General features: G+C 67.1%; 7 protein-coding genes. 6 read left to right on the forward strand and 1 reads right to left on the reverse strand.

The genetic code is table 11. The features are described 5' to 3' along the window. Positions 1–185 precede the first annotated feature (185 nt). The 4 genes from E1261_RS20480 (at position 186) to aac(3) (ending at position 4,302) form a co-directional block, all read left to right on the forward strand. Positions 186–1,469, forward strand: a complete 1,284-nt coding sequence (locus E1261_RS20480; RefSeq protein ID WP_132408767.1) for an ABC transporter substrate-binding protein — start codon at positions 186–188, stop codon at positions 1,467–1,469. Then, positions 1,466–2,428, forward strand: a complete 963-nt coding sequence (locus tag E1261_RS20485; RefSeq protein ID WP_132408769.1) for a carbohydrate ABC transporter permease — start codon at positions 1,466–1,468, stop codon at positions 2,426–2,428. Before E1261_RS20480 ends, E1261_RS20485 begins: the two co-directional genes overlap by 4 nt. Continuing rightward, on the forward strand, positions 2,428–3,312 hold the full coding sequence (locus tag E1261_RS20490; RefSeq protein ID WP_132408771.1) for a carbohydrate ABC transporter permease: 885 nt from the start codon (positions 2,428–2,430) through the stop codon (positions 3,310–3,312). Before E1261_RS20485 ends, E1261_RS20490 begins: the two co-directional genes overlap by 1 nt. Positions 3,313–3,468: 156 nt before the next feature. Continuing rightward, complete coding sequence (gene aac(3) / locus E1261_RS20495; protein WP_165952576.1) at positions 3,469–4,302, forward strand: aminoglycoside 3-N-acetyltransferase; 834 nt, start codon at positions 3,469–3,471, stop codon at positions 4,300–4,302. Between the two features lie 593 nt (positions 4,303–4,895). On the opposite strand, the gene E1261_RS20500 is transcribed toward aac(3), so the two are convergent. Further along, positions 4,896–5,426 carry a YbhB/YbcL family Raf kinase inhibitor-like protein gene (locus tag E1261_RS20500; protein WP_132408775.1) on the reverse strand — a complete coding sequence of 177 codons (531 nt, stop codon included), beginning with the start codon at positions 5,424–5,426 and terminating at the stop codon, positions 4,896–4,898. Positions 5,427–5,561: 135 nt separating this feature from the next. On the opposite strand from E1261_RS20500, the gene cobT reads away from it, so the two are divergent. Then, complete coding sequence (gene cobT / locus E1261_RS20505; RefSeq protein WP_132408777.1) at positions 5,562–6,602, forward strand: nicotinate-nucleotide--dimethylbenzimidazole phosphoribosyltransferase; 1,041 nt, start codon at positions 5,562–5,564, stop codon at positions 6,600–6,602. Further along, entirely contained in the window at positions 6,599–7,819 is a 1,221-nt protein-coding gene (cobA, locus tag E1261_RS20510; RefSeq protein WP_132408779.1) for a uroporphyrinogen-III C-methyltransferase, read from the forward strand. Before cobT ends, cobA begins: the two co-directional genes overlap by 4 nt. The last annotated feature ends 141 nt before the right edge of the window (positions 7,820–7,960 follow it).

A 7,960-nucleotide genomic window follows, 5' to 3' on the forward strand; every position in this document is an offset into this window, starting at 1 on the left:
GCTTTTGGGTCAGGGTGCCAGAGAATCTCCAACGATTCACCCGAGTAACGTCCTCAGGTGGAGGCTGTTGCGATGTTCGATTTAGTTGTAGCGTGTGCGAAATCGGAGATGCTTAACGCTGTTAAGTAACTCGGAACTCCTGGCGCCCTAACCCCTGCGGCGCTGCTCCCGGGAAGGTGGAATTCATGCCTGCTCATGTTCCGAACGCTGGTCTGAACCGGCGGGATCTGCTCAAGCGGGCCGGTGGCCTGGCCGCACTCGCCGCGTTCACCGCGGCCTGCGGAGGCAATACCGGCAGACCGTCCAGCGGCGGTGGTAGCGGCGGCGCCAAGGTCACCCTGTCGCAGTGGTACCACCAGTACGGCGAGGCCGGCACCCAGCAGGCCTCGGCCAAGTACGCCAAGGCCTACACCGACGCTAACGTCGCGGTGCAGTGGACGCCGGGCGACTACGCCAGCAAACTCGCCTCCGGCCTGCTCTCCAACAAGGGTCCGGACGTCTTCGAGAGCCAACTGAACATCGGCATGGTGAAGAGCAACCAGGTGGTGCCGCTGGACGACATCATCGCCGACGTGAAGAGCGACTTCGCCGAGGGTGACCTGGCCACGAACACGATCGACGGCAAGGTCTACGGCATCCGGATGATCGTCGACCCGCAGGTGATCTACTACCGCAAGTCGATGCTCGACAAGGCCGGTATCAAGCCGCCGGAGACGATCGACGACCTGATCGCCGCGGCCAAGGAGCTCACCACCAACAAGGTGAAGGGCATCTTCGTCGGCAACGACGGCGGCAACGCGCTCGGCGGACCCGCGCTGTGGTCGTCCGGCGGTACCTACCTGACCGACGACCACAAGCCCGGCTTTACCAACGACCGGGCCGCGACCGCGATCGGCAAGCTGCACCAGATGTACGCCGACAAGTCCGTCCTGCTGGGCGCCCCGACCGACTGGTGGGATCCGGGCGCCATCAACCAGGGCCTGGTCGCGATGCAGTGGATCGGCATGTGGGCGGTCCCCGGGATGCAGAAGGCGCTCGGCGACGACCTCGGTGTCTTCGCCTTCCCGGCGCTCGACGCCCAGAGCAAGCCGGCCGTGTACTCCGGCGGCTGGACGCAGTTCGTGTCGGCGAAGAGCGCGAACGTCGACGCGGCCAAGAAGTTCGTGAAGTGGCTGTGGATCGACCAGGCCGAGTTCCAGGAGGACTGGTCGCTGAACTACGGCTTCCACATCCCGCCGCGCAAGAGCCTGGCCGCGAAGGCCGCCAAGCTGCAGAGCGGTGTCGCGGCCGAGACGGTCAAGCTGACCACGGACTACGGGCACACCGACAACCCGTCCTGGACGCCGAAGATGGGGACGGCCTTCACCGACCTTCTGACGAACGTGATCAAGAAGGGAGCTGACCCCTCCGCGGAGATCACGAAGGCGGAGAAGACGGTCAACGCAGAGTTGTCGCGGCTGTTCGGATGAGCAACAGCACCGACGTCCGTCGTACCGACTCCGCCGCGCCTGGTGTGCGGCGGGGACGGGGACGGCGGCAGAAGGGTATCGCCGGGACCACGATGTGGTTCTGGCTCTTCGTCGGCCCGTTCGTGATAGGGCTGCTGATCTTCTCGTACCTGCCGATCATCTGGAGCCTGGTCCTCAGCTTCTTCGAGGCCTACAACACGGTCACCCCGTCGAAGTTCGTCGGTCTGCAGAACTACGTCGACATGCTGACCGACCGGAACTTCCTGTCGAGCCTGGGCACGTTCACGATCTTCGCGATCTTCATCGTGCCGCTGACCTTCGTGCTGTCGCTCGCGCTGGCGCTGCTGGTCAACCAGGTGAAGATCGCCAAGGCGTTCTTCCGCTCGGTGTTCTTCCTGCCGACGGCCTGCTCGTACGTCGTCGCGTCGCTGATCTGGAAGTTGTCGATCTTCAACGGCGTCCGGTTCGGCCTGGCCAACACCGTGCTCGGCTGGTTCGGGATCGAGAACGTCGCCTGGCTGTCGACCGTGGATCCGCCGTGGTACTGGATCCCGATCATCACCGTGCGGCTGTGGCTGCAGCTCGGCTTCTACATGATCCTCTTCATCGCGGGCCTGCAGCGGATCTCGCCGACCCTCTACGAGGCGGCGTACGTCGACGGCGCCAAGCCGGGCTGGCAGATCTTCCGCTACATCACGCTGCCGCAGCTGCGGGCGACCTCGGTCTCGGTGCTGATCCTGAACCTGATCGCGGCGTACCAGGCCTTCGACGAGTTCTACAACCTGATCGGCAACGTCAACTACGCGCGGCCGCCACTGGTCTACCTGTACGGCATATCCCTCGGGTCGATCCAGGACCTCGGGCACGGTTCGGCCGGAGCGCTGATCCTGGCGGTCATCATCATGATCGTCACGCTGCTGCAGAACCGGATCTTCGGCTTCGGAAAGGCAGGCGACTGATGGCCACCGCCGAACGTACCTCGGGCACCCTGGAACCGATCGGCTACACCCGCAGCCCACTCGGCCGGGTCGGCGTCGGCCTGCGCTGGATCGCGCTGTTCATCGCGGTGGTCCTGTTCCTGCTGCCGTTCTACCTGATCCTGCGCAACGCCCTGTCGACCGAGGCCGACATCACCGCACCGGACTGGACCCTGTTCCCGAAAGACCTGCAGTGGGGGAACATCAGCGAACTGTTCAGCAACACCGAGGTGCCGATCGCGCGGGCGATGTACAACTCCGCCGTCGTGGGCATCCTGGGCACCGGCGGTCAGATCCTGCTCGCCTCGATGGCCGGCTACGGCCTGGCCCGGATCCCGTACCGGCACGCGGACAAGGTCTTCTACGCGGTCGTGGCGACCCTGATGATCCCGGGCGCGGTCACCTTCATCCCGAGCTTCATCGTGGTCTCGTCGCTGGGCTGGGTCAGCACGTTGCGCGGTCTCATCATCCCCACGCTCTTCAGTGGATTCGCCGCATTCCTCTTCCGGCAGTATTTTCTGAATTTTCCGAAAGAACTCGAAGAAGCGGCCCGTGTCGACGGCGCCGGCTATTTCGGCGTCTTCTGGCGGATCGTCGTCCCGAACTCGCTGCCGTTCTTCGCTGCCATCGCTGCCATCACCTTCATCGGCAACTGGAACTCCTTCCTCTGGCCACTCGTGATCGGCCAGGACTCCAGTTCGTGGACCATCCAAGTCGCGATGTCCACCTTCATCACGGCCCAAACCGTGAACATCCACGAACTCTTCATGGCGGTTGCCGTCTCGATCCTCCCGCTGGTCCTGATCTTCGCGTTCCTCCAGCGCTACCTGATCCAGGGCGTCACCCAATCCGGCATCAAGGACTGAGTCCGCTGCGGGGAGTCCACCAGGCTCCCCGCCGGACCGCCCGCGTCGCTAACGACACGTAGTAGTCGGCCGCCGACTCAGCCGCCACGCTCAGCCGCGGTCCGGCCGACCGAAATTCGGTGCCCTCTACGTGTCGTTCCCGACACAATGACGGGCATGGCGTTCCCTACCGCGGCGATGCTGGCCGATCCGGACTTCCGTCCGCTGACCCGCCCTGCGATCACCGACCAGCTGCGACAGATCGGTGTGGCGGCGGGCGACGTACTGATGGTGCATGTCCGGTTGTCGGCCCTCGGCTGGGTCGTCGGCGGCATCGACACCGTCGTACACGCTCTGCAGGATGCAGTCGGTCCGGCCGGAACCCTGCTCGCCTTCTGTGGTTGGGACGACAGCCCTTACCACGTGCAGTTCTGGCCTTCGTTGTGGCAGCAGGCCTACGACGAGGTGCCGGCCTTCGATCCGGCGGTCTCCTCCGCACGCCGCGACTTCGGCCGCTTCCCCGAGCGCCTCCGCACCTGGCCCGGCGCCCACCGCAGCACCCACCCCGAAGTCAGCTTCACCGCCGTGGGACCAGAAGCCCCCGACCTCCTGCCAGACACCGACGACCCCTGGGGCCCGGCTGGCCCGCTAGGTCGCCTCGTAGACCTGAACGGCAAAGTCCTCCTCCTAGGCGCCCCGCTCAACACCCTCACCCTCTGCCACCACGCCGAAGCCATCGCCAGGGTCGAGAACAAGCGCCACCACACCTACCGAATGCCAGTCCGCACCCCATCCGGCACCGAGTGGCGCACCTACCGCACCCTGGACACCTTCTACGGTTCCCTCCCATACGCCGCCCAAGGCATCAACCACCCGACCGCCGTACTAGCCGACCAAGCCGTCCAAGCCGGAGCCGCCCACAGATCCACCATCGGCCCAGCCCCCACCCACCTCTTCAACGCCCAAGCCACCGTCACCGCAGCCGTCAGCTGGATCGAACGCACCTTCTGAGCGCCCGACCGACAGGACATGTACCCGCACTGAGCTCCGCCCAGCACAACCCCAAGCGCGCGCCAACCACCCAGCACCCGTATACGTCCTGTCGATCCGATGCTGCGGGCCCCGTCCGCTGCTCACCGTCGACTGAACCCACTGTGCGGCAGATCGTCGAGTGGGGGACTGTGTCGCCGGAGATCGATTGCTGGCTGCACGGTGCTTCCAGTCGGGGAGGGGCGGGGCCGGGTGATGGAGGCTGATGGTGCCGGCCCGCGGACCGCTACCACCTTCCAACCGCCGATGGCAGGCGGTGCTCACGCCTGAGCCTGCTGTCCGAGCTGCAGTTGGTGGGTGGTGCAAGTCCGCCGGGCACCCGCCTGCCGCGCATCTGGTGGCTAGGCAGTGGAATTGGGGGTACTCATGACTACGGTGCGGAACCCCGGCCTGGGCGGGAGTACGCGTATATGTCCTGTCGGTCCGCAGAGGCGGCGGCGGGCGGCCCGGCGTACGGATGAACGGGTAGTGGTTCGCGACTGTCTTCGCTTCCACGCTCAGGGGACCCGCTGGGTGGGGCGGATGGGGGCACCACTACCCGTTCTTCGGTACGGCTATTCGGCGGTTTGGTAGGTGGGGGTGAGGATGGCTCGGGCGAGGGTGTGGAAGGCGAGGTTGAAGCTGACGACTGCCGGGGTGGCGGTGTCGTCCACGTCGAGGGCTTCGACGTCGATGGCGTGGACCACGAAGTAGTAGCGGTGGTTCTGGTCGCCGGCGGGGGGTGCGGCGCCGCCGTAGTTCTTGGTGCCGAAGTCGTTGCGGACGTGGAAGGCGCCGTTGGGGAGGCGGTCGGTGGACCCTGCGCCGGTCTCCAGGGAGGTGACGTCCGCGGGGAGGTTGACCAGGACCCAGTGCCAGAAGCCGGAGACGATCGGGGCGTCGGGGTCGAAGCAGGTGACGACGAAGCCCTTGGTCTCGGCGGGGAAGCCGGACCAGCTCAGCTGGGGCGAGGTGTTGCCGGCGGCGAAGACGTGGGCGTCGGGGAGTTGTTCACCCTCCGTCACGTCGGTGCTGGTGACAGTGAAGCTGCCGACCTCGGGCAGGAGCTTGTACGGGTCCGGCGTGACGGGACGGTCGAGCGACATCAGGGTCCTCCGCGATCGGCGACGTGTGGTGTATCCGACATTACTGTCCACCGGATCGCATGCCGTCCGAGGGGACTCGCCCGAGGATGCGAAGATCGGTGCACGAGTGGGCATCGAACCAGTGGAGGAAATGCGGTGGAGGAGTACCTGGCGCGGATTGCGCCCGCGGACGAGGTGGCGATGCGGGCGGCTGCGGAGCGTCAAGGGCAGCTCACGAAGCCGCCGGGCGCGTTGGGCGTGCTGGAGGATCTCTCTGTGCGGGTGGCGGGGATGACCGGGGTCTGCCCACCGGACGTGCCGATGCCGGCCGTAGTGACCGTGTTCGCGGCCGATCACGGTGTGCACGCGCAGGGGGTTTCGCCCTGGCCGCAGGAGGTGACCGCTGGGATGCTGGCGAACTTCGCTGCCGGTGGCGCCGCGGTGAACGCATTCGCGGCCAACAACCGGGTGGACGTCCGGGTCGTCGACGTCGGCGTGGCCACGCCGGTGGAGGAGCTCGACATCGTCCACGCCAAGGTCCGCCCCGGCACCCGCGACCTGTCGGTCGAAGCGGCCCTCACGAACGACGAGGTCCGGGCGGCGATCGCGGTCGGCTTCGACCTCGCGGACACCCTGGTCAAGGACGGTTACCGCTGCCTGCTGACCGGTGACATGGGCATCGCGAACACGACCGCCTCGGCCGCCCTGATCGCCACCTTCACCGGTTCGACCGCCGCAGTGGTGACCGGCCGCGGTACCGGTATCGACGACGCCACGCTGGCCCACAAGACCGCGATCGTGCAGTCCGCGCTCGCCAAACACGCCGTACCGGCTTCGGACCCGCTCGGCGCACTCCAGGCGTACGGCGGCCTTGAGCACGCTGCGCTCGCCGGATACATCCTCGGTGGGGCGGCCAACCGGGTCCCGGTCATCCTCGACGGGGTTATCGCCGGCGCGGCGGCACTGGTCGCGCAGGCGTTGCAGCCGCACTCGATCGAGTACTGCGTCGCTGGTCACCGCTCGGCCGAGCCGGGGCACGCGGTCGCGCTGAAGACACTCGGTCTGACCCCGCTGGTCGATCTCGATCTGCGGCTCGGTGAGGGGACCGGCGCCGTGCTCGCCTATCCGATCCTGGCCTGTGCCGTGCGCGCGCTCGGCGAGATGGCGACCTTCGAGTCCGCCGGGATCGACTCGTGACCGACCAGTACCTCTCCGGCCTCGTCCTCACCGGACGCCGCGTCGTCGTAGTCGGCGGTGGCGGAGTCGCCCAGCGCCGCCTGCCACGACTGCTCGAATCCGGCGCGGTCATCGACCTGATCTCCCCGTCGATCACCCCGACCATCGAGGGCCTGCTCGCGAACCCGTCGCTGACCTGGGTCGAGCGCGGCTACACCTCGGGCGACCTCGAGAACGCCTGGTACGTCGTCGTTGCCACCGACAACGTGGCTGTGAACGACGAGGTGTCCCGCGAGGCCGAGGAACGCCGGATCTTCTGCGTCCGTTCCGACGACCGCTCCCGCGCAACGGCGTGGACCCCGGCGTCGGGTCAGCACGACAACGTCACCATCGGGGTTCTCGGTGGTGGCGACCACCGCCGTTCGGCTGCAGTCCGCGATGCGATTCTCGAGGGTCTGCGGACCGGCGAGCTCGGTGCGCGGGACGCGGCCGGCAGACGACCGGGCGTGTACCTGGTCGGCGGGGGACCGGGCGACCCGGACCTGATCACCGTGCGCGGACGCCGGTTGCTCGCCGAGGCCGACGTGGTTGTCGCCGATCGACTTGCTCCGCAACAGTTGCTGGACGAGTTGTCGCCTGACGTCGAGCTGTTCGACGCGGCGAAGCTCCCGCGCGGACGGGCTGCCCAGCAGGAGGAGATCAACCGGATTCTGGTCGAGCGCGGGCTCGAGGGGAAGGTCGTCGTACGGCTCAAGGGTGGTGACCCTTACGTCTTCGGCCGCGGGTTCGAGGAGGCGCTGGCCTGTGCCGAAGCCGGTGTCCCGTGGACCGTCGTACCGGGTATCACCAGCTCCATCTCGGTGCCCGCGGTAGCCGGCATCCCGGTCACGCACCGCGGCGTCACGCACGAGTTCACCGTCGTCTCCGGCCACCTTCCGCCGTCTCACCCGGAGTCGCTGGTCAACTGGGATGCGCTCGCCCAGCTCTCCGGCACGCTCGTTCTCCTGATGGCAGTAGAAAACCTCCCCGCCATCACCGAACGCCTGATCGCGGCCGGCCGCCCAGCCAACACCCCAGCCGCAGCCATCGCCGACGGAACCCTTCCCAGCCAGCACCGCGTCACCTCCACGCTCGCCGGAATCGCCGAAGCAATGCGTGCGGAGGCAGTCGGCGCACCGGCAATCGTTGTCATCGGCAACGTCGTCGACGTAGGAGAGTCCGCCCGCTCCACCCCCTGACCCATCCCACGCGCTGCCCGGACCACCAGTGGTGGCTTGAGGCAGGAAGTAGTCGCCGGAGACCAGCTGCCACAGGTCTCCGGCCATTGGTTGGTGTCTCCGGCCACCAGTCGCTTTCCGGGCGGGGAAACGGTTGGTGGG

It is taken from the genome of Kribbella albertanoniae, from assembly GCF_004348455.1.
Taxonomy (GTDB): Bacteria; Actinomycetota; Actinomycetes; order Propionibacteriales; family Kribbellaceae; genus Kribbella; species Kribbella albertanoniae.

Coding starts and splice junctions, on each gene's coding strand:
- E1261_RS20500 (WP_132408775.1), bottom strand. CDS start 5,426: ATGTCGCTCGACCGTCCCGTCACGCCGGACCCGTACAAGCTCCTGCCC.
- E1261_RS20490 (WP_132408771.1), top strand. CDS start 2,428: ATGGCCACCGCCGAACGTACCTCGGGCACCCTGGAACCGATCGGCTAC.
- E1261_RS20480 (WP_132408767.1), top strand. CDS start 186: ATGCCTGCTCATGTTCCGAACGCTGGTCTGAACCGGCGGGATCTGCTC.
- E1261_RS20485 (WP_132408769.1), top strand. CDS start 1,466: ATGAGCAACAGCACCGACGTCCGTCGTACCGACTCCGCCGCGCCTGGT.